The sequence below is a fragment of the Hafnia sp. HMSC23F03 genome (assembly GCF_001816025.1).
Taxonomy (GTDB): domain Bacteria; phylum Pseudomonadota; class Gammaproteobacteria; order Enterobacterales; family Enterobacteriaceae; genus Hafnia; species Hafnia paralvei.
In genome coordinates this window covers 1-743 of sequence record NZ_KV824227.1, presented here as the reverse complement: position 1 = coordinate 743, position 743 = coordinate 1, and the positions used below count along the sequence as shown (strand labels likewise).

Sequence of the window (743 nt, the reverse complement as noted above, 5' to 3'; positions counted from 1 at the left end):
CCATCTGACTCTCCTTTTGTATATGCCTGCCCCGCTGGGGTATAGCTTCCTTTTGGTTGGAATCGACCGTCACTTTCCGCCTTTGTATATGCTTGTCCTGCAGGGGTGTAATTGCCCTTTGCCTGATATCTAGAGTCAAAGTTCGCATAGTTTGTCGGGATAATCTGTCCAGTGAATGACAGAATGTTGATGTTCCAATATCCCATTTTTTTACTGTTAGCCCACAAATCTACTTGGCCATCGACAGAGCTGCGCAAACCTGAATCATTGTCACCAATATTCAGCACACCATTACCAATGCCCCCCACTTGGATCTGGTTTTTAACCGTTAAATTGCCATTAAGTGTGCCACCGCCGATAGGTAATGCCCCGACATCGCTGGCATTCGGCTTATTTAAGGAATTGTATTCTTTAGCCCACGCGGTCCACGCACCATCCATATACTGGCTACGGGTATAAATGCGGCTGCTGTTATACACGCGATATTCTTGTGTGATACCCGCGTTCTTATAGACAAGCAACGTACCAGCCTGCGCTTCAGGATAGTTCAGCGCTAGCGAGCTATTTGCGTTTGCCGTTTGATAATAGATACCCGGTATCTTTAAATCATTCAGGTTTTGATTAGCACCGATACCAAAGGACTGACTGTCAAAAATATCTGTTGAAGTCACGTTGACATCTGCACTCAACACATGCCCATTAACTTTGCGTCCGCTCGGTACGCGTCCGTTGGCATTATCATT

General features: G+C 46.0%; 1 protein-coding gene. It reads right to left on the bottom strand.

Features of this window, described 5'->3' with window-relative positions:
* Window positions 1-743, bottom strand: a 743-nt coding sequence (locus HMPREF3091_RS22895; RefSeq protein ID WP_246839983.1) for a pyocin knob domain-containing protein, incomplete at both ends; no start/stop codon positions are given.